Source organism: Emticicia aquatica (assembly GCF_923079645.1).
Lineage (GTDB): Bacteria > Bacteroidota > Bacteroidia > Cytophagales > Spirosomataceae > Emticicia > Emticicia aquatica.
The window spans coordinates 1,861,414-1,886,702 of record NZ_CAKLPY010000001.1; the positions used below are offsets into that span (position 1 = coordinate 1,861,414).

Annotated in this window: 18 protein-coding genes; 10 read left to right on the forward strand and 8 right to left on the reverse strand. The window is 35.3% G+C overall.

The window, feature by feature from the left end:
* The first annotated feature begins 255 nt into the window (after nucleotides 1–255).
* From MJQ71_RS08060 to MJQ71_RS08105, 10 genes are all read left to right on the forward strand, one after another.
* Nucleotides 256–1,899 carry a TldD/PmbA family protein gene (locus MJQ71_RS08060; protein WP_238806060.1) on the forward strand — a complete coding sequence of 548 codons (1,644 nt, stop codon included), beginning with the start codon at nucleotides 256–258 and terminating at the stop codon, nucleotides 1,897–1,899.
* Between the two features lie 112 nt (nucleotides 1,900–2,011).
* Nucleotides 2,012–3,328 (forward strand): TldD/PmbA family protein, encoded by a 1,317-nt coding sequence (locus MJQ71_RS08065; protein ID WP_238806061.1) that lies wholly within the window; start codon nucleotides 2,012–2,014, stop codon nucleotides 3,326–3,328.
* A 160-nt stretch (nucleotides 3,329–3,488) separates the two neighbouring features.
* Nucleotides 3,489–5,144 (forward strand): TldD/PmbA family protein, encoded by a 1,656-nt coding sequence (locus MJQ71_RS08070; RefSeq protein WP_238806062.1) that lies wholly within the window; start codon nucleotides 3,489–3,491, stop codon nucleotides 5,142–5,144.
* A 24-nt stretch (nucleotides 5,145–5,168) separates the two neighbouring features.
* Complete coding sequence (locus MJQ71_RS08075; RefSeq protein ID WP_238806063.1) at nucleotides 5,169–6,506, forward strand: TldD/PmbA family protein; 1,338 nt, start codon at nucleotides 5,169–5,171, stop codon at nucleotides 6,504–6,506.
* A gap of 83 nt (nucleotides 6,507–6,589) precedes the next feature.
* Nucleotides 6,590–7,204, forward strand: a complete 615-nt coding sequence (locus tag MJQ71_RS08080; RefSeq protein WP_238806064.1) for a DUF4159 domain-containing protein — start codon at nucleotides 6,590–6,592, stop codon at nucleotides 7,202–7,204.
* Between the two features lie 88 nt (nucleotides 7,205–7,292).
* Nucleotides 7,293–8,270, forward strand: a complete 978-nt coding sequence (locus MJQ71_RS08085) for an AAA family ATPase (RefSeq protein ID WP_238806065.1) — start codon at nucleotides 7,293–7,295, stop codon at nucleotides 8,268–8,270.
* Nucleotides 8,271–8,277: 7 nt separating this feature from the next.
* Complete coding sequence (locus MJQ71_RS08090; protein ID WP_238806066.1) at nucleotides 8,278–9,141, forward strand: DUF58 domain-containing protein; 864 nt, start codon at nucleotides 8,278–8,280, stop codon at nucleotides 9,139–9,141.
* 1 nt (nucleotide 9,142) lies between these two features.
* Nucleotides 9,143–10,345 carry a BatA domain-containing protein gene (locus MJQ71_RS08095; protein WP_238806067.1) on the forward strand — a complete coding sequence of 401 codons (1,203 nt, stop codon included), beginning with the start codon at nucleotides 9,143–9,145 and terminating at the stop codon, nucleotides 10,343–10,345.
* On the forward strand, nucleotides 10,342–12,546 hold the full coding sequence (locus MJQ71_RS08100) for a DUF4175 family protein (protein ID WP_238806068.1): 2,205 nt from the start codon (nucleotides 10,342–10,344) through the stop codon (nucleotides 12,544–12,546). The genes MJQ71_RS08095 and MJQ71_RS08100 overlap by 4 nt, the downstream gene beginning before the upstream one ends.
* Nucleotides 12,547–12,725: 179 nt before the next feature.
* The gene (locus MJQ71_RS08105) at nucleotides 12,726–14,198 is read left to right on the forward strand and encodes a hypothetical protein (protein WP_238806069.1); all 1,473 of its coding nucleotides are present in this window, start codon (nucleotides 12,726–12,728) and stop codon (nucleotides 14,196–14,198) included.
* 66 nt (nucleotides 14,199–14,264) lie between these two features.
* Here MJQ71_RS08105 and acs read toward each other — a convergent pair whose 3' ends face one another.
* The 8 genes from acs to MJQ71_RS08145 all read right to left on the reverse strand — a co-directional run bounded on the left by acs (nucleotide 14,265) and on the right by MJQ71_RS08145 (nucleotide 25,077).
* A complete protein-coding gene (acs, locus tag MJQ71_RS08110; protein WP_290370173.1) occupies nucleotides 14,265–16,190 on the reverse strand; it encodes an acetate--CoA ligase in 1,926 nt (641 codons plus the stop codon).
* A gap of 104 nt (nucleotides 16,191–16,294) precedes the next feature.
* On the reverse strand, nucleotides 16,295–18,226 hold the full coding sequence (locus MJQ71_RS08115) for a propionyl-CoA synthetase (protein ID WP_290370174.1): 1,932 nt from the start codon (nucleotides 18,224–18,226) through the stop codon (nucleotides 16,295–16,297).
* 55 nt (nucleotides 18,227–18,281) lie between these two features.
* Nucleotides 18,282–18,671 (reverse strand): response regulator, encoded by a 390-nt coding sequence (locus MJQ71_RS08120; protein ID WP_238806072.1) that lies wholly within the window; start codon nucleotides 18,669–18,671, stop codon nucleotides 18,282–18,284.
* 62 nt (nucleotides 18,672–18,733) lie between these two features.
* Complete coding sequence (locus MJQ71_RS08125; protein WP_238806073.1) at nucleotides 18,734–21,433, reverse strand: sodium:solute symporter family transporter; 2,700 nt, start codon at nucleotides 21,431–21,433, stop codon at nucleotides 18,734–18,736.
* The gene (locus MJQ71_RS08130) at nucleotides 21,426–21,632 is read right to left on the reverse strand and encodes a hypothetical protein (RefSeq protein WP_238806074.1); all 207 of its coding nucleotides are present in this window, start codon (nucleotides 21,630–21,632) and stop codon (nucleotides 21,426–21,428) included. Before MJQ71_RS08130 ends, MJQ71_RS08125 begins: the two co-directional genes overlap by 8 nt.
* 248 nt (nucleotides 21,633–21,880) lie before the next feature.
* Nucleotides 21,881–22,102, reverse strand: a complete 222-nt coding sequence (locus tag MJQ71_RS08135; RefSeq protein WP_238806075.1) for a DUF6814 family protein — start codon at nucleotides 22,100–22,102, stop codon at nucleotides 21,881–21,883.
* 28 nt (nucleotides 22,103–22,130) lie between these two features.
* Complete coding sequence (locus tag MJQ71_RS08140) at nucleotides 22,131–23,720, reverse strand: MFS transporter (RefSeq protein WP_238806076.1); 1,590 nt, start codon at nucleotides 23,718–23,720, stop codon at nucleotides 22,131–22,133.
* A gap of 46 nt (nucleotides 23,721–23,766) precedes the next feature.
* Complete coding sequence (locus MJQ71_RS08145) at nucleotides 23,767–25,077, reverse strand: hypothetical protein (RefSeq protein WP_238806077.1); 1,311 nt, start codon at nucleotides 25,075–25,077, stop codon at nucleotides 23,767–23,769.
* Nucleotides 25,078–25,289: the final 212 nt, after the last annotated feature.

Consider the following 25,289-nt stretch of genomic DNA (forward strand, 5'->3'; position numbering starts at 1 on the left):
CACCTAATATTTTTCAAAGCTAAATAAATATAATGATTTTATTAATTGATATTATTTGTTGAATACGACTAAAGAAAAAGTCGCTAAAAAAGCACTATTTGTCTATCATAGTATTGAAACAAGTATTCAATTTATTAGTTTAGCTAATGAAATGTATGAAGTCAAATTTGTTTATTTAATCAAAAAAATTACTTTTACTGATTAATTTTTCATTTTTACTATAATTTTATTTTCAATTCAATCAACAACCTAAACATGAAAAGAAGGGATTTTATCCAGTTATCTGGCATGGGTTTGGGAGCAATGATGGGAGCTTCAATTCCTGTACTCGGAAATATGGTTCCTGTCGAGCATCTTCTTGAGCCTGGTGCTGATATTGCAACCAAAAAACGATTAGCCGACATTGCTCTGAATGCTACAAAGTCACGTGGTGCTACTTATACTGACGTTCGTATTGGTCGCTATTTACAACAATTTATCTTCACCCGTGAAACCAAAGTTCAAAATATTGCAAATGCCGAATCTTACGGAGTAGGCATTAGAGTAATTGCCAATGGCACTTGGGGATTTGCTGCAACCAGCGATGTTACTCCTGATGGGATTGCCAAATGTGCCGAAACTGCGGTAGCCATTGCTAAGGCAAACGCCAAAATTCAGAAAGAGCCTGTAATTTTAGCTCCACAAAAAGGCGTTGGTGAAGTAACATGGAAAACCCCAATCGTGAAAAATGCTTTTGAGATTCCTGTGCAAGAGAAAATAGATTTATTGATGAAAGTCAATAGTGAAGCCATGAAAAACGGGGCTGGTTTTGTAACTTCCAATTTGTTTTTTGTGAATGAACAAAAATATTTCGCTTCGTCTGATGGTTCGTATATCGACCAAGATGTACATCGTATTTGGCCGACATTCACCGTTACTGCAGTTGACAAAGCAGCAGGAAAATTCAAAACGCGTGACGCAATCAGTTCGCCAATGGGAATGGGATACGAATATTTAGATGGTTTGGCAAGTGAGAAAATTTCTGCTCCAAATGGTTTAATTGGCTACCGAAACTCTTATGACATGGTTGAAGATGCCATTATGGCATCGAAGCAAGCCCAACAAAAACTCACTGCAAAAACAGTTCCTGCTGGCAAATATGATCTAGTGCTTGACCCAAATCATTTAGGTTTAACAATTCACGAATCGGTTGGACATCCAACAGAGCTTGACCGTGTTTTGGGCTATGAAGCCAATTATGCAGGTACAAGCTTTGCAACTTTAGATAAATGGAAAACCAAATCGTTTAATTATGGAAGCAAGCAAGTAAATATTGTGGCCGATAAAACACAACCCTACACACTCGGTACAGTTGGCTTTGATGACGAAGGCGTACCTTGCAAAGAATGGGATTTAATCAAAGACGGCATTTTGGTAAATTATCAAGCCACCCGTGACCAGGTGAATATTTTGGGCGAAAATGCTTCGCACGGCTGTTGTTATGCCGATAACTGGAATTCGGTGCAGTTTCAACGAATGCCAAACGTTTCTTTGCGTCCTGGAAAAGAAAAATTGAGTGTTTTTGATATGATTAAAGGTGTTGAAAAAGGCATTTATATCATCGGACGTGGGTCATATTCGATTGACCAACAGCGATATAACTTCCAATTTGGTGGACAATTATTTTACGAAATCAAAAATGGAGAAATTGTTGGGATGTTGGATGATGTGGCTTACCAATCAAATACGCAAGAATTCTGGAATTCGTGCGTGCAGATTTGCGACAAAGATGATTACCGTACATTTGGTTCATTTTTCGATGGGAAAGGTCAACCTTCACAGGTAAGTGCCGTTTCGCATGGCAGTGCAACTACTCGTTTCAACGGTGTAAATGTCATCAACACAGGAAGAAAAATCTAAATACAAAGTTTTGAAGGAACAAAGTCACAAAAAATATTGATAACGATTATTAAAAAACTGATGCCTTTGAACCTCAACAGCTTTGAACCTTTATTTCTAAAAAACTAAACAAATGGCTACATTAACAAAAGAAGAAGCTAAAAAAATCATAGATAAAGTTTTGGCGTTTTCAAAAGCAGACGAAATGAGTGTTGCTTTAAACGGAAGTCGCACAGGAAATATTCGTTATGCTCGAAATTCTGTTTCGACAAGCGGCGAATCGACCGACCTTTCATTAGCAATAACTGCAGTTTATGGGAAACGTTCGGGAACAGCAACAATCAATGAGTTTGATGATAAATCACTCGAAAAAACAGTAAGAAGAGCAGAAGAAATTGCACGACTTGCACCCGAAAATCCAGAATATATGCCTATGCTGGGGCCACAAACCTATATTGATACCAAAACTTTTGCCGAAAGTACAGCTAATATCGACCCTGATTTTCGTGCAAAAGCAGCTTTTGATAGCATCGAACCTTGTTCAAAAAAGAACTTAACGGCTGCAGGTTATATGGAAGACTCGTCTGGTTTTTCTGCTATTGGCAACAGCAAAGGGCTTTTTGCTTATAACAAATCTACATCTGTCGATTTTTCTATAACGGTGCGAACCGCCGATGGACTTGGTTCGGGATACGCAATTCGTGATTTTAACGATGTTTCTAAATTAAGCACAAAACAGGCAACCGAAATTGCGATGCAAAAAGCTTTGGCTTCAAGTTCAGCAAAAGCTCTTGAACCTGGAAAATATACAGTTATTCTTGAACCAGCTGCTTCGATTGATTTATTGCAAAATATGATGCGAAGTATGGATGCAAGAAACGCTGACGAAGGACGCAGTTTCTTGAGTAAAAAGGGCGGTGGTATTCGTTTGGGCGAAAAATTGTTTGATGAAAGGGTTAATATTTATTCTGACCCAACCAATCTTGAAATTCCGAAAGCAGGGTTTTCTGGCGATGGTCGTCCACAAGAGAAAATTTCATGGATTGAAAATGGTGTGGTAAAAAACCTAACTTATTCAAGATTTTGGGCTGATAAAAAAGGAGTAAAAGCAACGCCTCCACCCTCAGGATTTATCATGGCAGGCGGCACAGAATCGCTCGCTGATTTGATTAAAAGCACTGAAAAAGGCATTTTAGTTACTCGTTTTTGGTATATTCGTGCCGTGGACCCACAAACGTTGCTCTACACTGGACTTACTCGTGACGGAACTTTCTACATTGAAAAAGGACAAATTAAATTTCCAATCAAAAATTTTCGATTCAACGAAAGCCCGATAATTATGCTCAATAACTTGGAAGCAATGGGCGTTCCCTCTCGAATTGGTGGCTCATTAGTACCACCGCTTAAAATTAGAGATTTCACATTCAGCAGTTTATCTGATGCCGTATAAAATAAAATTGGGCTGAATGGCTAAATTAAGTTAAGCCATTCAGCTCAATTTTTCACCTTTTATAAAAATCCCAAAAAGTAGTATTAGCTATAAAAATTAAATTTATAACTTTAAATCTTCATTAATAACCTAATTATTTTACACAAAAACTGAAAAAGCTTTGAAAAGAAGAGATTTTATCCAGTTATCTGGATTGGGCTTTGGGGGGCTGATGCTTCCAAATATGCCCGTAAACGGCATTCCTGTCTTCGGAAATGCAGTTTCACAAGAAGCAATGCTTGATGGAGCAGTTGATGTTGCCGTTAAAAAAAGGTTGGCTGATGCAGCTCTCAATGCCGCAAAAGCCAAAGGTGCTACTTATACCGATGTTCGTATCGGTCGTTATCTCAATCAATTTGTGATAACTCGTGAAGACAAAGTTCAAAACATTGTCAACACCGAATCTTATGGTGTTGGTGTTCGTGTGATTGCAAATGGTTGTTGGGGATTTGCAGCCGTTGTTGATGCAAAATCTGAGGCAGATACTGCAAAAGCAGCAGAACAAGCAGTTGCAATTGCAAAAGCAAATGCAAAATTAATGACCCAACCAGTCATTTTAGCTCCACAAAATGGCTATGGAGAAGTAAGTTGGAAAGCTCCGATTCAAAGGAATGCTTTTGAAGTTCCAATCAAAGAAAAAGTTGATTTGCTCTTGGGTGTTAATGATGCTGCCTTGAAAAATGGTGCAAACTATGTCAATTCGGTGTTATTTATGGTTAATGAGCAAAAATATTTTGCCTCATCTGATGGCTCTTATATCGACCAAGATATTCATCGTATTTGGCCGATTGCAGCAGTTACTGCCATTGACCCAAAAACAGGCAAGTTTGAAACTCGTCAAGCATTGTCTGCTCCTGTTGGAATGGGCTACGAATACCTACAAACCAATCCTGCGGATAAAGTTTCAGGTATCACCACTCGCTACAACAAAGGTTACGATATGCTTGAAGACGTAACTGCAGCAGCAAAACAAGCCAAAGAAAAATTGACTGCAAAATCAGTAGAAGCTGGAAAATATGACTTGGTTCTTGATCCTTCTCATTTATGGTTAACGATTCATGAATCTGTTGGTCATCCGCTCGAACTCGACCGTGTTTTAGGTTACGAAGCCAATTTTGCTGGAACATCATTTGCAACATTAGATAAATGGCAAAGCAAAAACTTTAATTATGGTAGCAAAGAAGTAAATTTATTTGCAGATAAAACGCAAGTTGGCTCACTTGGTGCAGTCGGTTGGGACGATGAAGGCGTAAAAACCAAAAAATGGGATTTAGTAAAAGAAGGAACTTTGGTAAATTATCAAGCTATTCGTGACCAAGCCCACATTATTGGCGAAAAAGAATCGCACGGTTGTTGCTATGCCGATAGCTGGTCGTCAGTACAATTCCAGCGTATGGCAAACGTATCGCTCGCTGCGGGAAAAACACCACTTTCGGTAGCTGAAATGATAAAAGATGTAAAAAAAGGAATTTATATTATCGGTGATGGTTCGTTCTCAATTGACCAACAACGTTATAATTTCCAATTTGGTGGACAATTATTCTATGAGATTAAAGATGGACAAATTGCAGGAATGTTGAAAGACGTGGCTTACCAATCGAATACACAGGAGTTTTGGAATTCTTGTGTAAAAGTTTGTGACGAACGTGACTACCGTTTGGGTGGCTCATTCTTTGATGGTAAAGGGCAACCTTCACAATCAAGTGCAGTTTCACACGGAAGTTCAACTGCTCGTTTTAATGGCGTAAACGTGATTAACACAGCTCGTAAAGTTTAACTCATCATTTAATCTCGAAAAAAAATGTCAGTCATCTTAACAGAAAATGAAGCTAAAGCCTTGCTCAAAAAGGTTTTAAGCTACTCAAAAGCCGATGAATGTGAAATAAACTTATCGGCCAATATCAACGGAAATATCCGTTATGCTCGCAATGAAGTTTCAACTAGCGGAGCTTTAATGAATCAAAACCTTGCCGTTCAATCTTCTTTTGGCAAAAAAGTAGGTGTTGCTACTATTGATGAATTTGATGATGCTTCTCTCGAAAAAGTAGTTCGTCGTTCGGAAGAATTGGCAAAACTTGCTCCTGAAAATCCTGAATATATGGGAGTTTTAGAACCACAACAATACATCAATTCGAATGGATATTTTGACTCAACAGCCGATATAAATCCAGATGTAAGAGCAGAAGCAGTAATGAAAAGTCTTAAATTAACAAGAGAACAAAAGCTCATTGCTGCAGGTTTTCTTGAAGATACGAAAGGCTATTCTGCGATTATGAACTCAAAAGGTCTATTCGCATATTATAAAAGTACAAATGTTAATTATTCCTTGACAGTTCGTACTGAAGACGGCACTGGCTCTGGCTACGTTATTAAAGGTTTCAGCGATGTCAATAAGTTAGATACCGCAGCAGCAACCAACATTGCTATTCAAAAATCGCTTGGTTCAAAAGGTGCAAGAGCCTTAGAGCCAGGTAAATATACAGTAATTCTTGAACCAACAGCTGCCGCAGTTTTGCTTGAAAATATCTATTTTGATATGGATGCTCGCAGTGCAGATGAAGGTCGTTCATTTTTCAGCAAACAAGGAGGCAAAACTAAATTAGGCGAAAAAATTGTCGATGAAAGAGTTACATTTTTTTCAGACCCAACTTATGCTGATTTACCTGCTTCACCGTGGGCTGGTGATGGACAAGCCCAAGAAAAACGTATGTGGATTGAAAATGGAGTTGTGAAAAACTTAGCTTATTCTCGTTTTTGGGCCAAAGAAAAAGGGGTAAAACCGATTCCTTTTCCAAGTAATATGATTATGCTCGGAGGAACTGCAACTTTAGACGAAATGATTAAAAGTACGAAAAGAGGTATTCTTGTAACCAAACTTTGGTACATTCGAGCAGTTGACCCACAAACCCTTCTCCAAACTGGACTTACTCGTGATGGAACTTTCTATATTGAAGATGGTAAAATAAAATATCCAATTAAAAACTTCAGATTTAATGAAAGTCCGATAATAATGCTCAATAATCTCGAAATGTTGGGTAAAACCGAGCGTGTTGTCAGTACAGAATCGAACCAAAATTATATGGTACCGCCGATGAAAATTCGCGAATTCACATTTTCGAGTTTATCTGACGCTGTTTAAAAAGCCATAGGCATTTGGCTATAAACAATAAGCAAAATTGAAAAAAGTTTGTTGTTTATAGCCATTGTCTAAAGCAAAATAATATGAAACCATTTATTTTTACAAGAATTCAATATACTTCTGGAGATTGGGATACAGACCAACGAATGCCTTCAAATATTCTCAATTCATTGGTTGAATACACAACTATTCCGATTGATGAAAAAGAGAAAGTAGTGCTTTTGAGTAGCAATGAGGTTTTCAAAAGTCCATTTTGTTATTTAAGTGGGCATAAATTAGTTGAATTTTCGAGTCAAGAGCGTGACCATTTTCGGAAATATATCGAAAATGGTGGTTTTGTATTTGTGGATGATTGTAACCATGATATTGATGGACTATTTGCTAAGTCTTTTGAGCAAGAAATGGCTCGAACTTTCGGTGCAAATGCTCTTCAAAAAATACCAAATACACACCCAATTTATAATTGTTTTTTTCAGTTTGAAGGCCCTCCTACTACCACTTTTGAACTAAATGGCTGGGGTGATGACCTCGTGCATGATTATCTAAAAGCAATTATCATTAATGGTAGAATTGGTGTTTTATATAGCAATAAAGATTACGGTTGCGAATGGGATTATGATTTTAGAAACAAACGTTGGCTTGCAGAAGACAATACTAAATTTGGTGTAAATATTATTAACTATGCCTTGACAATCTAATTTTTCATTAATTGTTAGATTTTTCAAATTTCATAAAAATCATCAACAACTTGTCATTTATAACCACTTATCTAACACTTTATAACAATTGGAAACCAAAGAACTTCATCACTATAAATCGTTAGTAGCTAAGTTACCGCTACTAAAAAAAGAAATTGCCAAAGTTATTGTCGGTCAGCAAGAAGCCATCGATGAAATATTGATTTCACTTTTAGCTGGCGGTCATTGCCTATTGGAGGGTGTACCAGGCTTAGCCAAAACTTTGATGGTAAAAACCATTTCTGAGGCTTTGGAAATGAAATTCAAACGCATTCAGTTTACACCCGACCTCATGCCAGGCGATATTGTCGGTACGGAAATTTTAGAAGAAGACCACGAAACTGGTAAAAAATTCTTCAAATTTAACCGTGGGCCTATTTTTGCCAATATTGTTTTGGCCGATGAAATCAACCGAACGCCTCCAAAAACGCAAGCGGCTTTACTCGAAGCCATGCAAGAATATAAGGTAACGTATGCAGGAACAAACTACGATTTACCAAAACCGTTTTTAATTATTGCCACCCAAAACCCCATCGAACAAGCAGGAACGTATCCACTACCTGAAGCTCAACTCGACCGTTTTTTATTGTATATCAAATTGGGTTATCCTTCTGAAAACGAAGAACTCGACGTTTTGAAAAGCACTACTGGTACAAATAAACCTATATTGCAAACAATTATGACCGACGATGACATTATTGATTTACAAAAACTCACTCGTCAGGTACATATCAGCGAAGAATTGATTGTAAAAATCAACCAAATTGTTCGTTCAACTCGTCCATCAAATACCAATTCTACGTACGTAAAAGAATGGTGTGAATGGGGAGCAGGCCCTCGTGCTGGACAAGCCTTAGTACTTTGTTCAAAAGCAAGAGCGGTTGTAAATGAACGTTTTTCGGTACTACCCGAAGATATTGAAACACTCGCCTATCCAATTTTGAGGCATCGAATTGCCCTCAATTTCAGAGCCGAAGCTGAAGGAATTACGACTGATGATGTGATTAAAGATTTGTTGAAGAAGTAAAACCTATATGCTTACAACCGAACTAATCAAACTCAATAATCTTCAACTAGCAGGAAAACTGGTGAGTGAACAACTGATGTTGGGTATTCATCAAAGTAAGCGTTTTGGTAATGGAATTGAGTTTGAACAATACCGACATTATGAACCTGGCGACGACCCAAAACGAATTGATTGGAAGTTATATGCCAGAACTGATAAACATTTAGTGCGTGAATCTTCGACTGAAAGTAATTTTCATTTAAGATTTATCATTGATTTATCTGGGTCGATGAATTATGTGGAAAAAGGCGTGAGTCGTTTGCAATATTGCAAAATCTTGTTGGCTTCATTGGCATATTTAGGTTATCGACAAGGTGATTTAATGAGTTTATACGCCCTTCAAAACGACGAATTATCAACGCTTGTAGCTTCGGGAAAACAATCTTTTCAACGAATTTTATACACACTTGAAAAATCAATCGCCAGTGGAAATTGGAAAAATAGTAACCCTAAATTCCCTGCGTTTCATGCTGCCAAACAAAAAGAAGTTGTAATTATTGCATCTGATTTTTTACAAATTAATGAAGAATGGATTCAAATGATAAAAAACTTGGCAAATCCACACCGAGAAATCATTATTTTTCAAGTTTTAGGCAAACAAGAAATTGAATTTGACCTGAAAGGTTTCTATCGTTTCAAAGATTTGGAATCAGGAATTGAAATGGAGTTACAAGCAGAAAATATCAAAGATGAAGTTCGGAAAAATGCTGAAAATTATCTTAATAAATTACAAATCGAATTGCAAATTCCGTTTGTTCATTTAGTCAGAACTGACCTAGAAGCACCCATCGCCAATGTTATTACAGAATCTATAAAGAAAAGAAAAATTTAACATGGAATTTTTAAATCCGTTGATGCTTTGGGGGGCCTTAGCGATTTCAATTCCCATCATTATACATTTTTGGCATCAAAAAAAAGGCAAAGTCATTGAGTGGGCAGCTACACAATGGTTAATCGAAAAAAGCCTTCAACAATCAAGAGGCATTCGGCTTGACAATATTTTATTGCTGATGTTCAGATGTTTGCTTTTACTTGCATTATGTTTTTTTCTCTGTAAACCAATCATAAAATGGCTAAATAATGATAAAACTGCCAAGAAAATCCACCTTATTCAACCCAATATTTTAGTTACTGAAAATTACAAATTTGAAATTGAAGAAGCTTTAAAAAAAGGTGAAAAATGTTATTGGATCCATTCTAATACACCATTAATTCAATATCTAAAACAATTACCTTCTCAAGAAACTTTTAATGCAAATTTATTACAAAACAGCATTAATCAAATAAGTAAAAGCATTGATAATGAGACAATTGAGTTATATTTCATCAATAAAAAAACTTTAAATCAATATCCACATATTTATATTCCAACGACTTTTCATTCACACATTATTTCAGATTCTAGTTCACTTCGTAAGCAAAATTATATCGCATTTTCGGGTAATAGAAAATTATTCATAAATGAAAAAAATACGCTTATTAGTCAAACTATTACTACAAAAAACGGCATTATAACGCATCAAGGAGCTATCAAAGTTTTAGTTCAAAACAATGATGCAAGCGAAACACAAAGTATCAAAGCTGCATTAAAGGCTCTCAATGAAGTATATCAATTTGAGTTTTTAATTGATGAAAAATCTTCTCCAAACAAAGTATATGATGTCGTTTTTGATAATAAATTAATTCCTCAAATTCACAACAATCATACATTGTATATTTTTTCTGATGCTGATAGATACAAAAATCAAGATTTTAAAGCAGAAAACATTATTTTTCTTCCAAATCGTTTAAAACCTCAAACTTCAGAAATAGTTTTTAATGGAAGTTTAGCAGAATTTATTGGCGAAAAACTTATCAAACATTTTGATTTACCAAACTATGACCAAACACTAAGTAGCAACCAGATTAAAAGCATTTTTAAAATTCAAGAATCGCCAAATTTAGAAGAAAACGCTTGGTTTTCTAAAAGTATTTTGTTGTTATTTATTTTATTATTAAGTATTGAACGATGGCTGTCAATTCATAAAAACGCATGAACGAACTGAAAAAAATCATAGCGAAAGTAAATTTTCAACTCTATGCAGTTGCAATATTGATGTGCCTAATGGCAGCGGGTTCGGCGTACTTTTTTATACATTTATTAACAAAATCATTGTTTTTTGCAGGAATTGGAGGGTTTTTATCTTTCGCAGGAACAGCATTTTGGGTAAATCTTTTTAAAAATAAGAAAAAAGAAGCGATTCATCTTATCCATCAAAAACTTGAAGATACAGAATATAGCCTTGAATTATTGAACATTGAGCAACCAAATTTGGCTCAACAGCTTCAACTCGAAAGACTTTTCTCAAAAGTTAAATTCAAAACTCCTTGGGTATTTGATTTTAAATTAATTTACTTTTTGCTAATATTTATTATTTCATTATTATCATTTTTTTATTTCCCAAAATTCAATTTTTTACAGAAAAATACGCTTAAAAAACAAGGAATTTCAACTAATTCTATCGAAAAAACAGTTCAAATACCAACATTCATATCGTCAGAATTAAGCATTACTCCTCCTGCTTACACAGGATTATCAAGCACAAATTCAGAAAACATGAACGCCTCAGCTATCAGTGGCTCGATTTTAAAATGGCGTTTATCTTTCAGTAATCATCAAGATTTGACTGTCAAATTAAGTAATAATCAAGGCGAAGAAATTATATTATCTAAAAAATTAGATAAATTTGAATATGCCGACCAATTGGTAAGTTCAGGTTTTTATGCTTTCAAAGCTTTTTGGCATGATTCGTTGGTTTATCAATCGGATTATTATCGTTTGGAAGCAATTCCAGATTTAACTCCGAAAATCGAGCCGAGTTCAAAGGAATTATATAAACTACACTACTTGAAAGACCAAAAAAATGTGCAGATTTCGGCCAAGATTTCAGATGATTTTTCAGTTAATCAAGCCTTTATTGTTGCAACTTTAGCTCGTGGTTCGGGTGAAAATGTAAAATTTAGGGAAGTAAAATTTCCAATTGTAGAGAAAAATTTTAAAGAAGCAAATATTACTAAAAACATTGATTTGAAGTCGCTCAATTTTGCCCCTGGCGACGAATTATATTATTATTGGGCGGCTTTCGATAATAAACGCCCAATACCCAATTATACAAAATCTGACACTTATTTTATTGTTTATAAAGATACGTCGCAAACCGAAGAAGCTGATTTGGCAACGATGGCTATGAATATCATGCCTGAATATTTCCGAAGTCAAAGGCAGATAATTATTGATACTGAAAAACTGATTGCAAAGCGTAAAAAACTTTCAAAAGAGGTTTTTAATAGCACTTCAAATGAAATAGGTTTCGACCAAAAAGCCCTCAGATTACGCTACGGACAATATTTAGGCGAAGAAGAAGAAAGTTCAATCGGTGGCGTTAATGCTTTACCAAGTGATGTAAAAACTGACGGAGATATGCTAAAAGGCTTCCGACATGACCACGATGAAGGCGAAGGCGACCATGAAGATGGAGAAAAACATAATGAACACGAGCATTCTCACGAAACAGAAAAACTCAATGAAAGCGACCCAGTAGCAAGTTTATTGGCAGATTATGTTCACTCGCATGATGATGGCGAGGTGAATACTTTTTATGAACAATCGACTCGAAGTCTATTAAAAATGGCTTTGGAACAAATGTGGCAATCTGAGTTACATTTACGTTTGTATGAACCAGAAAAGGCCATTCCTTTTGAGAAAAAAGCCCTTGAATATTTAAAATCTGCTCAACAAAAAGCCCGAACATTTGTCAAGAAAACAAGTTTCGACCCTCCGCCAATCAAAGAAAAAGAAAAACGTTTAACGGGTGAGTTGACAAAATTTAATACAGCTTTTAAATATGAGAAAACATATTCACAACAACAAATTGAGCAATTAATAGCAGAAGTAATGGGGATTATTTCAGCGAAAAGTATAGATAAAAAATTAGACAAAGTTCAAAGACAAAAAGTTCTTGAATTAAGTTCTGTTTTGGGTAACAAAATCGTAAATAGTAGTTTATCAAACTGGTCGATTTTAAGTAATTTACAACAAATAATTAACGATAAAGACCTTTCTAAGAATGAACAATTATTGCTCAAAACCAAACTTTATCAGCTGATAAACAAGACTTTACCCAATAAAAACAATCCAAGAAACGCTTCGTATATGAGTGAGAAGAAATTAGAAAAAGCTTTTTGGAAAAACTTTTAATTATGACTTTAATTCTAAATATATTTAAAACGTTGACGATTTCCGAATGGTTAAATATCATTGGATTATGTTTATTGTTTGTAATACAGCTATTTGCTTTTTGGCGAAATAAATCAAAAATTGTTAGTCGTTTTTGGCTCAAAATTGGATTAAACCTATTGCTTTGGTTTAGTATCTGCATGCTTGTAATAAACCCGTCTTGGGAAAAGAAGGCTGATACAAGTAAAGTTTTGATTTATAGCGAAAAAATTGACACCCAAACTATTCAGCAACTGAAAGATAGCCTTCAAATTGGCGAAGTATTTTCTCAAAAGGATTTTAATCGTCGAGTGAAAGAGAACCCAAATTTTGTGTCAAAATTGGGGAAAATTTATTTTTTAGGACAAGATGCAACGCCTGAAATACTGAGCAAACTTAGCGAGCATCCTATTTCTTGGATTCCGAAATTCGGCATTGACGAGTTGCAAGATATTCGTTGGAACGGTATCATCAGAAAAGGAGAAATACAGGAAATAAATGGCAAAATTGAACTTTCGGAAGCGAAAACAATGAAAATCAAATGGGGAAATCAAGTTTTGGATAGTCTGAATTTACCAAAAGGGTTTTCAAGTTTTAACTTAAGATTTCCAAGTTTTTCGATTGGACAAACTTCCTTAAATTTAGAATTAAATCAAAATTTGCTTCAAACTATTGATTATTTTACAGCCAAAACGCTACCTCAAAACATTCTTTTCATTTTGAGTAATCCCGATTTTGAAAGTAAAACACTAGCAGATTGGCTTGGAAAAAGTGGTAATAAAGTAGAAATTCAAACAACGATTGCAAAAAACACGGTTAATAATGTTTCTATTAATAAAAACACCAACAAATTTACGCCAGATATTATCATCACCGACCCATCAAATGCTTCAAACAGTTTGGTAAAAAAAGCATTTTCAGAAGGAAAAAGTGTATTATTTATCAATCTTGAAAACCCCGATTTAGCGGCAAAAAGTATTAATCAAAATTTAGGTACAAAATGGAAATTGAAGAAAATAAGTAATGAGGAAAATCGCCAAATTTCGCAAGATTTATCGGCTTATCCTTACCAATTTGAAACTTACGCTTTACAAAAATCTATCCTTGATTATCCGATTGCGATTCAAAAAAAAATGGGTAAAGTTAGTTTAAGTCTGCTCAATGAAACATTCCAGCTTAAACTAAGTGGCGATAGCTTGACTTATTCAAAGATTTGGCAAAGTGTTTTTCAAGCATTAAAACCTTCTAATGATAATAATATTGAAATTCAAGCTCCTATTTATCAAAATATAAATACAGAAATTGCCCTAAATTCGACAAATTTTCAAAATCATTTGTCAATTGAAGACGATACAATTAAAACTAATCAGTCGGCTCTTAATCAAACTGTATTTAAAGCAGATTATACTTTCAGAAAAACAGGTTGGCAACCTTTGCAAGATTCATTAGAAATTTATGTTGACGGTTCTCAACCATCGTTGGCTAGAGCAAATTTGTTAAAACCTTATCTGAAAACAGGTACAATTTCAGAAGGTTCAGAGCAGCAATTAACTGTTAAATTAACCGAATGGGCTTGGTTTTTGGTTATTTTATTAATTTTAGCTGGTATTTGGGTGGAGGCGAAAATTGGGTAAAATACTAAAGTCAAGTTTTAAAACCAAAAGTTCTAAAACTTGACTTTAGTTACAAAAAACAAATTTTTATCTCAAAGCTTCTGCTCCATTTTTAATATCTTCAACAACTGTTGGGTCGAGAAGGGTTGAAATATCACCTAAATTTGAAGTTTCGCCTTCAGCAATTTTACGCAAAATTCTTCGCATGATTTTTCCAGAACGAGTTTTTGGTAAACCTGTTACAAACTGAATTTTATCAGGTTTTGCAATTGGTCCGATTACACGAGAAACGGTTGCCAAAATATCTCGGCGAGTCAAATCTTCATCATGTACAAAGCTTTCGCAAATTACGTAAGCGTAGATACCTTGGCCTTTGATGTCGTGCGGATAGCCCACAATGGCACTTTCTACTACACCTGTGTGCATATTTATGGCATTTTCAACTTCGGCAGTACCAATTCTATGACCAGAAACATTCAATACATCATCAACACGACCAGTGATTCTGTAAAAACCATTTTCGTCACGCATTGCACCATCACCAGTGAAATATAAATTTGTATAGGCTGAAAAATAGTTTGTGCGACAACGCTCGTGGTCGCCCCAAGTTGTACGTAAGATTGATGGCCATGGGAATTTAATACAAAGATTTCCGCTTACATCTCCACCTAAAATTTCATTGCCATTTTCATCAACCAACATCATTTGTACACCAGGCAATGGCAACGATGCCCAAGCAGGTTTCAATGGTGTGATTCCTGCCAAAGCAGAAATCATAATTCCCCCCGTTTCGGTTTGCCACCAAGTATCAACTACTGGACATTTATCTTTACCAATATTTTTAGAATACCATTGCCAAGCTTCCTCGTTTATTGGTTCACCAACCGACCCTAAAACTTTGAGTGAACTTAAATCTTTTCCTTCTACATATTCCAAACCAAAACCCATCAATGAACGAATGGCTGTTGGAGCAGTATAAAGAATATTTACTTTGTGTTTTTCAACAATATCCCAGAAACGACCCGCATCTGGATAAGTAGGCACACCTTCAAACAAGACCGAAATAGCTCCTGTTGCCAATGGCCCATAAACAATGTACGAATGTCCTGTTATCCAGCCGATGTCTGCTGTACAGAAATGTACCATTCCAGCTTTGTATTGGAAAACATTTAGGAAAGTATAGGCCGCATAAACCATATAGCCACCACAAGTTTGCACCACTCCTTTGGGTTTTCCAGTCGAACCTGACGTATAAAGAATGAAAAGAGGGTCTTCCGAATCCATTTCTTCGGCTGGACAATCACTTGTTACGTGCTTTTCTTCTTCTTCCCACCATACATCACGGCCTTTAATCATACTTACAGCCGTACGAGTGCGAGTTGCAACAATTACTTTTTTCACTGATGGACAACCAATCATGGCGTCATCAACGGTATCTTTCATCGGAATTGCCTTGTTTCCACGCACAGCTCCATCTGTAGTCACAACAGCTACACATTGCGAATCATTTATACGATCTGCAATGGATGATGCAGAAAAACCACCAAAAACTACTGAATGAATCGCTCCAATTCTGGCACAAGCCAAAACTGCAATTGATAATTCTGGAATCATCGGCATATAAATACAAACTCTATCGCCTTTTTTAACTCCATTACGTTTCAAAACGTTTGCAAAACGACACACACGCTCAAATAATTGGCGGTAAGTAAGTGTTACACTTTCTTCATTTGGGTCGTTTGGTTCCCAAATAATAGCTGGCTGATTTGGTTTATCTTTTACGTGGCGGTCGAGACAGTTTTCAGTAATATTGAGTTTTCCTCCAACAAACCATTCAATTTTTGGTTCACTGAAATTCCAGTTCAAAACCTTTCTCCACGGTTTTCGCCACTCGAAGTTATTGGCAGCAATTTCACCCCAGAAATCTTCTGGACTTTCGACACTTTTTTTGTACGCTTCTTCGTATTCTTGGAAAGAGTTGATTTTCATTTGGTTAAAAAATAAATATGTGATTGAATAAGTAAATGAGTGAATCCTATTTTATGAAAATGGTTTTCAACTCGAATATTTTAAAGGAATAATAAGTCAGACTTATTTGACAAAAAATTAAGTTAATTTTACTGAAACGCATTACCCACTTTTCGATGAATTAAAGTATTGGTTATTTCTGTTAAAATCATTGGGTCATCAATAGTTGATGGAACTGTATATGTTTCTCCATCAGCAATTTGACGAATGGTTTTTCTGAGAATTTTACCAGAGCGAGTTTTCGGTAAACGCTTTACTACCAATGCATTACGAAAAAATGCCACCGCCCCTATTTGGTCACGAATGAGTTTTACCAATTCATTTTCCATTTCATCTTCTGAAAACGAAACGCCATCTTTCAACACCACCAAACCAATAGGTCTTTGTCCACGCAACTCGTCTGAAATTCCAACCACTGCACATTCGGCAACGGCTTTATGTGAGCCAACTATTTCTTCCATTTCACCAGTTGAAAGGCGATGTCCTGCCACGTTGATAACATCATCAATTCGACCCATAATAAAAACATACCCTTCTTCATCAATATAACCACCGTCTCCTGTAAGATAATAGCCATCAAATTTATTGAGGTATGAACTTCTGAAACGTTCGTCATCGTTCCAAAGAGTTGGTAAACAACTTGGCGGTAAAGGTAATTTTATACAAACATATCCTTCTTCATTTGCTCCAAGCTTTTGTCCATTTTCACCTAAAATCTGTACATCAAAGCCGCATACTGGTTTAGTTGCAGAACCCGCTTTCACAGGAAACTGCTCTACTCCCATCATATTAGCCACAATTCCCCAACCACTTTCAGTTTGCCACCAATGGTCAACAATTGGTACTTTCGCAATTTGTTGTAGCCATTCTAAAGTTGGTGGGTCGCAACGTTCGCCTGCAACAAAGATTGATTTCAATGAAGATGTATCATATTTTTCTTTCAGTTTTGCCTCAGCATCTTCTTTTTTTATAGCCCTAAAAGCCGTTGGTGCAGTAAAGAATACATTAATTTTGTGTTCGTCAATTACTCGCCAAAACGTACCAGCATCAGGGTTTCGGACTGGTTTCCCTTCAAAAAAAACCGTTGTACAGCCATAAATCAACGGAGCATAAACAATATATGAATGCCCAACTACCCAACCCACATCCGATGCCGCCCAAAAAACTTCATTGGGTTTTACATCATAAATATACTGCATCGAAAAATTTAGAGCGACTGCATGTCCACCATTATCACGGACGATTCCTTTTGGTTTACCTGTCGTTCCTGATGTATAAAGAACATAAAGTGGGTCAGTTGCATTGACTGTAACACACTCGGCTGGAGCTGAATCATTTACAAAAGTCGCAAAATCAATATCTCTTCCTTCAACCATGCTGGCATGAGCCATTGGTCGTTGTAAAATTAAGCAATGAGAAATCTGGTGTTCTGCCAAATGAATTGCTTCGTCAAGTAAAGGTTTGTAGGGAATTACTTTGTCGAATTCGATACCGCAGGAAGCCGAAATAATCACTTTAGGTTTCGCGTCATCAATTCTTATTGCCAATTCATGCGGGGCAAATCCACCAAAAACTACCGAATGAATTGCTCCTAATCTTGCACATGCCAACATTGCAAATGCCGCTTCTGGAACCATCGGCATATAAATCACAACGGTATCACCTTTGTTTACTCCTAAAGATTTTAATGCCCCAGCAATCTTTGAAACCTCCGTTTTTACTTCTGAATAGGTAAATTTTATAGTCTTTTGAGTAGCTGCCGAATCATAAATTATTGCCGTTTGGTTACCCCTTCCTTGCTCTACATGATAATCAATGGCTAGGTAACAAGTATTCATTTCACCTCCTTCAAACCAACGATAAAAGCCACTTTTATCGACAGAAAGTATGCTGGATGGTTTTTTGAACCATGCTATTTTTTCCGCTTGCTCACCCCAAAATGCTTCAGGTTGGTCAATGCTTCGCCTGTAAAATGAGTCGTAATTCATCGTTTTATTATAGTTTTGTTGTACATTATGTATTTCAATGAATAAATAGTTGACCTAAAAATTTTCATTGAAGTATTATTTTAAAAATTTAAGCCACAACCCCAGAAGCCATCATATTCACTTTTTTCACTAAATCACGAGTGGAAAAAGGCTTTGGAATATATAAATCGGCTCCGACACTATAGCCTTTTTCAATATCAGCTTCTTTACTTTTGGCACTCAAAAAGATTACTTTTGTTTCAGCAGAATCTTTGTTTTGTTTAATAAATTTACAGACTTCGTAACCATCAACTTTTGGCATCATAATATCAAGCAAAACTATTTTTGGATGTTCTCTTTTTATGATATCAAATGCTTCTTCACCATCACGGGCAATGAAAACAATGAAACCTTCTTTTTTCATCAAAAACTCTAATGAAAGTAATATATTAGGTTCATCATCAACGATTAGCACTTTTATGTTTTTCTGAATATTCATGGACGTAGTTCTTTGTTGTAATAGATATTATCTGTTTATTTTTGCTTAAATACTGATTATTTTTAGGTATTAATCGGAATCGTAAATGAGAATTTAGACCCTTTATTGACTTTGCTTTCAACCCAAATTTTACCGTTATGTAATTCAATTATTCTCTTTGAAATAGCTAGACCTAGTCCACTTCCTTTCGGTTTTCTGATGGTTTGGTCGTGGGCTTGATAAAATTTATCAAAAATTAACTCTTGATAATCTTTTGAAATTCCTGAGCCATCATCAATCACATTTACGTACAAATTATTATCTTCGACATAAGCTGTTATTGTGATGCTACCTTTTTGAGCCTCAGTAAATTTGAGTGCATTTGACAATAAATTTAGCATTACTTGCATCATTCTGTCCTTATCTCCATTAAAAACAGGAAGATTTTTGTCAATGATTTTCTTAATTTTCACTCCTTTTTCTTTTGCGAGTTGCTCAATAGTTTCAACTGAATCTTCAATAATTTCTTGTAAATCAATTGTTTCGCTTAGAACCCTCACTTTTCCCGATTCTAACTTTTCCAAATCTAAAACTTGATTGATTAAGCGACTTAATCTATCTGATTCTTTAATAATTGTACTCAAAAAATGTTGTCGTTCTTCATGTTCCAAATCATCGTTATCATATAAAATTTCGGACAATGCTTTAATTGAAGTCAATGGCGTACGAATTTCATGCGTTACTGTTGCTAAAAAGTCATCTTTAAGTTTATCGGTCAACAATAATTGCTCGTTAGCAGCTTGCAATTGCTCGGTTAACTGCTTCAATTCTTGCGATTTCTGTTTTAATTCCTTATTTACTTCCATCAATTCCTGCGATTTTTTCAGGATTGCCACCACTTCATCAAGCGAAATATCTTCTTCCTTTGAAACTGACGAAACCATCATTCGGGCAGAAGCTGTACCAACAATTCCAGCCAAAAGTTTTTCAGAATAGTTTACAAAGCGAGCGTCAGCGTAGCGATTTTGCATATTTACATTATTTCTGGTTGCAAAAACCCTAATAATTCGCTCTGTTCGATTACTACCTAAAAAACTTTCTAATAATGATTTCAAATCGCTTACTAATGCTTTTCCACGCCAAGCAACTGAGTTTTCGATTCCTTTAGAATAATGAAAGACATCGACAAAAAGTACGGCTTGATTGTGTTCTATTGATGTTGGTTTAGTGCATAATGAGCAAAAAAAGTAAAGAGCTGTATTAAAAAATAATGTCCAAAATGTAGCATGAGAAATATTGTCCATTCCTTGCATTCCAAACAATTCGTAAGGTTTCAGTAATGAATTACCAAATAGTCCATTGGTCATAATAGCTTCAGAAAGTACCCCCGAACTGACCAATGAAGGAATAATTAATGTAAAAAACCAAATAACAGTACCACCAATCAAGCCAATCATTGCACCTTTTTGAGTACCTCTTTTCCAAAATATTCCCCCTAAAACAGACGGTGCAAATTGAGCGACAACCACAAAAGCGGTCATTCCAATTGAAACTAAGGAGTATTTTTCTGTAATAAATTTAAAATATAAATACCCTAAAAAAATAATCAGTGCGATTGCCAAACGACGCATGTATTGAATAACTTGACTCGGATTGAGATTAATGATTTCTTTCGAGGCAGGAATTCCCAAAAAAATTGGCATCAATAAATTATTACTAACCATAACACTAATGGCAATCGTCTCTACGATAATCATTCCTGTTGCCGCTGAAAATCCACCGATATAGGTAATAATTGCTAGAAATTCGTCAGAATAATTTAATGGTATTGACAAAACGTATAAATCAGAATTCATCGCCTTATCACCAAAAATAATTTCCCCAGCAAGCGTAATTGGCATCACAAAAATATTGATGAGCAACATATATAACGGAAACAACCACATAGCTCTATTAATGTATTTTTCATCAACATTTTCAACAACTGCTACTTGAAATTGTCTTGGTAAAAACATAAAGGCCATCATTGCCAAAAAAGTATGCCAAAACCATTTCGACATTCCACTATCTTTATCCAGAACAAAGTTTTGTTTGGCTGCGTGAATAATATTCGCCTTAGAAAAAATATCTTCAAATCCATCAAAAAGCCAATATGTAACGTAAATTCCGATGGCAAGAAATGCAATTAACTTTATGATAGATTCGGTTGCAATTGCAGCAACCATGCCTTCATGTCGTTCGGTGGCTTCAACATTTCTCGTACCAAATAATATTGTAAAAAGTATCAATATGATGACTATATAAAAAGTATGGTCGGTCAAAATGTTATTGTTTTGAAGACTTTTTGTCAAAATCCCAAAGCTGTTAGAAATTGCTTTAAGTTGTAATGCGATGTATGGAATGCCTGATAGCAAACAAATGATTGTTACTAATACACCCAGCGAGCGATTTTTTCCGTAGCGAGACGAAATAAAATCAGCAATACTTGTCAGCCGTTGGGTTTTACAGATACGAATGATTTTTAGAAGTATCGGTATTGCCAAAAACATCACTAAAGTTGGGCCAATATAAACTGTCAAAAAATCAAGGCCGTCAGTAGCGGCTCGACCGACACTTCCGTAAAAAGTCCATGCTGTACAATAGACAGCCAACGAAAGAGCATAGATATTGGCATTGCTTACAATACTTTTATCTCTTTTTGATTTTTGCTCGGCTTGGTAAGCTACAATAAACAAAAAAGCTAAATAATAAATAGAAATGAGTCCTAAAATATAGCTATTCATTCTCTGGTGTATTTACTTCGTTTTTAGATTCTGCAATAAGGGCAATTATAATAATTCCGATAATCCAAACACTGAAAATATATACATACACAAGAGGAATTCCTAAAACAAAAATAGCTTTATTGAACAATGATAAAATCGGGAAATTGAGTAAACAAATCAAGAAAATCGTTATTGCAATTGCTTTTTGTTGTTTCATTTTAGGGCTTCATATTTATTGCACTAAGCTACGGTAGATGTGGTATTATTCCAAGATATATTTAGCTATTTTTGCTAAATAAATATAGAATTAAATAAACGAGCTAGTCCTAAAATAAGAATGTATGCCAATGGGTTTTATCCTCAACTGGCATACATTGCTCTATTAAACCCTAAGCCTTACTTAAATAGTATTACTTATTATCTTTTCGATAGCTGATTGGCTTAGTGTATCAACTATAGTGTTTTTCAATCTTTTGAATCAAACTCACCTTGAATCGAATATAGACCAAATGCACCTAATGCACCTGCAATCATTGGACAAAGAATAACGGTATAAATAACTGCTGGAATTACATTTTCACCACCTTTATTCCAAAGTGAAATTGCTTGATTTACGATAAGGTAATAAACTGCAAACCCACCAATGATTATCCAGAGAAATCCTAAAATTCTTTTTATAGTATTCATTTTATTAATGTATTTATGAGTTAAAAAATTAGTCGTTTACTTTATTATCATTGTTATTTAAGTAGATTGTTCCGATTACAAAACAAACTCCAGCAATGATAATTGGATACCAAAGTCCTTCCAAATATGGTTTGTCAATCACTTTTGCTAAACCTGCTTCAGTAGCAACTGTATTTGCTTTAGTAGCATTTGTCACTAAGAAAGTAGCAATTGCAGGAAGTAAGCCTCCGAAAATACCATTTCCGATGTGATAAGGCAATGACATTGATGTATAACGAATTTTGATAGGGAACATTTCAACTAAGAATGCAGCTACTGGCCCATAAACCATTGTTACGAATAACATTTGAATAAATACAAACCAAATTAATGTCCATTTGTCAGTATCAGTGATGGTCACAGTTTTCTTTGTATCAACCAATGGTTTACCATCTTTTTCATTGATTTCAACTACACCATTTTTCAATGTTTTGGTTTTTACTTCTTTGTACGTTGTACCGTCAGTAAAAGCTTTCGTTACAGTAAATACTGAATCAACGCCACCATTTTTGTTTTTAGCATTTTCTTTCAATTCTGCTACTGAAGTTGCTTTTTCTACAATCTCAGTTTTGCCTTTGATATCAACTGTATCGTACATTTTAGAATAAATCGTACGGTATGACAAAATTGCAACTAACATACCACCCAACATAATCCACTTGCGACCAATACGGTCTGACAACCAACCAAATACAACAAAGAATGGAGTTCCGAGGCAAAGTCCCCAAATCATAATACTATCTACTTGCTCTTTTGGAACATTCATGATTTTCTCGATGAATGACATTGCATAAAACTGACCTGTGTACCAAACTACACCTTGACCCATCGTAACACCTAATAAAGCTAGTAATACATATTTGAAGTTCAAGCGATTTCCAAAAGATTCTTTCAAAGGATTTGTTGAAGTTTTTCCTTCAGCTTTTGCTTTAGAAAACAATGGAGATTCGTGCATATTTCTACGAATAATGTACGAAATCCCAACCATAAAAATAGAAGCTAAGAAAGGAATTCTCCATCCAAAAACATCAAAATCTTCTTTACTCAATACTAATTTTGTAATTGCAATAACAATCAAAGAAACGATTAGACCCGCCGTTGCAGTAATTTGAATCCACGAAGTCATATATCCTCTTTGTTCGGTTGGTGAGTGTTCGGCAACATAAGTTGCAGCACCGCCATATTCACCACCCAAAGCAAGACCTTGCAATAATCTTAATAACAATACCAACATTGGTGCGGCCATACCGATGGTTTCGTAAGAAGGAATACAACCGATAGCAAACGTTGCTCCACCCATCAATAATAAAGTGACCATGAAAGTATATTTTCTTCCAATTAAGTCACCTAGACGACCGAAGAACAATGCACCAAAAGGGCGAACGACAAAACCAGCTGCAAATGTGGCTAAGGTAGAAAGGAATGACAATGTTTCATTACCTGGGCCTGCTGGAAAAAATTTAGAAGCGATTACTGTAGCTAAACTTCCGAAAATATAGAAGTCATACCACTCAATCATTGTACCTACTGATGATGCTCCAATAATTGAAAACATCGAATTCTTTTTACTGTCAGACATAACGTAAATAGTTAAAAGGTTTTAAAATAAATTTTAGGGTTGATAATTAAAATGTATAAGCTGTTGAAAATAAGAATCTTACGTTACCAACATTTGTTAAAGTTCCTGAAACTTTACCTGTTTTGTCGGCATTTCCCCAATTTGCTGCTGTATATTCTAGTTCTGGAGAGAATCTCATTTTACCTGATTTAAAATCAATTCTTCCTGCTGCTCTAACAACATCTTTCACTGAACGCTTTTCTAAACTAATTCCACGTGCATAAGCCGCTTTTCCAGCTACATCTGCACCATTATTTACTGTGTATCCCAAAAATAAAGCTGGTGCTACTTTTGCATCGTTACTCATCAATTCCAACCAGAAGGCGTTTGTTTTAGTTGGTTTATATTCTTCCTGAAAAGGATTAGATGTTGATGCAACACTTACATAACCACCTAACATAACCATTTGAGTGATATTTTGACCCAAAATTCCGTATGCTTTCAAAGTTGCTTTCTTACCAGTAATTTTTGCATAGGCATTAACTGATAAACTATTTACTTTACCAGTATTTTCGATTGTCACGGCTGGTGTTCCACCAGTAATAGATGTGCGAGGTTTCAATGAACGTGCCTCTGCTCCTATTCCTAACAAAACTTTAGCATTTTTGTATTGTAAATTCCCATGAATAGTTGGCATTACAGAATTTACTGATGGTTCATTTGCAACGCCTGTAGGTGAAACCGAACCAAACTCACGGTCTTTATAAACTGTCAAAGCAAATGAGGTAGTTTTGCTCAATGAATGCGTAACTTTTGCTTGCGAAACCCAACCAAATGGATTGAATAAAATACCTGTACTAAAGTTGGCTACACCTGGAAAACACTCTGGAATAAACTGCGGATACCACGATTGTCCGAGTGTTAATTTCGTTTTTGTCCAATCTAAACTTGCATTGGCATGTCTAAGTCTAAATAGACCGATTGTTCCTTCGGTGTTTCCAAAAAAATCACCTTCAAAAAATGCTGATGTTTTTGCACCAAAAGCATCTGGTCCAGTAATTTTCAAATTTATTCTCGAAACAATCGAAAGGAAATTTGATTGTGGCACTGCATTCAAATCTTTTCCATTGGCATCTTTTACAACATCAGAAGGATAAAGATTTAAGTGATTTTCTCTTACTTGAGCGTTTTTGCGTGAATCCCAGATATAATCAGTTCTGACGAATCCACCAATTACGGTACTAAATACTGGTTGAGGCTTTGCCGCTGGTGCTGAAGCTGTGGTTTCAACCTTTTTTTCTTCTGTTTTTTTCTCTTGTGCCTCAGCTTGATTATATAGCGAAACACTCACAATTAATGGAAGGATAATTTTTTTCATAGGTATTCAGATGGACTTTTATTATGGTTTTGTTGTACGTTTTAACGACACAAAACTTCCATTAAATCCTATGCTAACCTAATCCTTGATATAGCTTTGCTAAGAACAGATAGAATTCATTGTACTTTAAATTTTCTTAATAAATAGAATCAAGTGAAACAAAAAGCCTCATAAACAAAATTATATATCAATTATTCAAAATAAATCAACAT